The following is a 1,891-nucleotide window of genomic DNA, read 5'->3' on the forward strand; positions in this document are numbered from 1 at the left end:
ACAGCCGCAGGGTTGCCTGCGTCTGCGGATCGCCCGCGCGGTGCAGGAAATCGATGGTGGTCGGCCGCTCCGCGCTCAGCGTCTCGATCAGGGCAATGTCGCCGATGGCGGTGGCGGCGGGAAACACCGAGCGGTAGCTGCCGTCGAAGCAGGCGCCCCAGCGGCCGGCGAGCGCGCTCGCCCCGCCGGCGACCCCGGCCTCCTCGGCCGCCGCCAGCAGGTCGTCGTCCCATGTGCGCACGATGCCGGCGACCAGCGCCTCCAGCGTCTCCGCGGTCGGCTCGACAACCTCGGCACCGGTGCGGGCGATGACGAAATAGAGCCGGGCCAGCGGGCCTTCGGGAAATTCCAGCCCCACATGGCCGACGGTGCCCGCATAGGCATGCGCCAGCGCCTGACCGAGGCGGGCGACGACATCGGAATCGTAGCGGTCGCGCGGCAGGTAGACGAGCAGCGAGACGAAGCGGGAGAACTCGTCGTGGCGGGCCAGCACGCGGATGCGCGGCCGTTCGCCGAGTTCCATGATCTTCGTGGCCGAATCGAGCAGCGCGTCGGCGTCGATCTGGAACAGCTCGTCGCGCGGATAGCCTTCCAGCGCCGCCAGCAGGCCCTTGCCGGAATAGGTTCTGAGATCGAGCCCGGAGCGGTCGAGCACGAGCTGGGCCTTGCGGCGGATGAGCGGAATGTGGCGGATGGAGCGCACATAGGCCGGGCGGGTGAACAGGCCGACGAGGCGCACCTCACCCGTCAGCCGGCCATCCTCGCCGAACAGCTTCAGGCCGACATAATCCATGTCGGCGCGGCGGTGCACGCGCGATTTCAGGTCCGTCTTGGTGACGATCAGCGGATCGTGGCGCAGCAGGAAGGCGCGGATCTGCGGGGTCGCGGCCAGCAGACTGGAACCGCGACTCAGCACCACGCGGGCGAGATCGCGCAGGATGCCGAGCGAGGTGGCATCGCGCCGCTCCATGCGCTCCTCGCCGGCCTCGCCGCTGAAGGCATATTCGCGGATGCCGAGCAGAACGAAGTTCTCCTCGTTGAGCCACGAGACGAAAGCGCAGGCCTCGTCGAGCACGGCCGGCTCCATGCCGGCCGGCGGCGCGGCCTTCCAGCCGGCGATCACCTCGCGCAGGCGCGCCCGCATCGGCTTTTCGTCGTCAACGGCGCGGCGCACATCGGTCAGCGTCAGGTCGAGCCCGGCGGCCAGCCGGGTGCGGGCGGCCTCGTCGAGGCGCGGCACATGGAGGATGATCAGGCTTTCGCGCTGCAGGCCCGGCGCCGCGGCGCCCGGCTCGGCCACACCGGCAAACCGCGTGAGGCGCCCGGCCTCGTCGCGCGCCACCGCGAGGATCGGGTGGGAGACCAGCAGCAGCTCCAGCCCCTGCTCCAGCAACTCGCCCATGACGGAATCGAGCAGGAACGGCATGTCGTCATTGAGAATCTCGACCACCGTGAAGCGCCGGCCATCGGGACCGGAAAGCTGGTGGTCGGCAAACCGCACGCGATGCTGGCCGGCCGGACGTTCGGCCAGCGTGGCATAGGCCTCGCCGGCAAGGGCAATGAGGTCGGCCGCCGAATAGGGCGCCAGATCCTCCTGCGGTGCCCGCGAGAACACCGCCCGCACGAACAGGGCCAGCGCCTCGCCGTCCGTCTCGTTTCGCAGCCGGTCCTCCGCCACGGTGATCGCCGCGGTCTTCTCGCTGTCGTACCGGTCGAGCATGATCGATCATCCTTCCTGTCCCGCCTTGTCGTCCGGCGGTTGTCGCAAGCCCGCACACTCTGCGGGCAGTCAATGACGGGATCAATATCCACAAAGTCCCGCATCGGGCTGGCGCCCTGATAGAAAAGGATCATGGCTGCAAGACGACACAGTGCAAAGACAAAGGGCAAA

1 pseudogene is annotated in these 1,891 nt (G+C 69.2%); it reads right to left on the reverse strand.

The window, feature by feature from the left end:
• Positions 1-1,720, reverse strand: a pseudogene (locus tag V7067_RS12465) (NAD-glutamate dehydrogenase); the annotation flags it as partial.
• Positions 1,721-1,891: the final 171 nt, after the last annotated feature.

It is taken from the genome of Pseudoxanthobacter sp., assembly GCF_036822375.1.
Classification (GTDB): domain Bacteria; phylum Pseudomonadota; class Alphaproteobacteria; order Rhizobiales; family Segnochrobactraceae; genus Pseudoxanthobacter.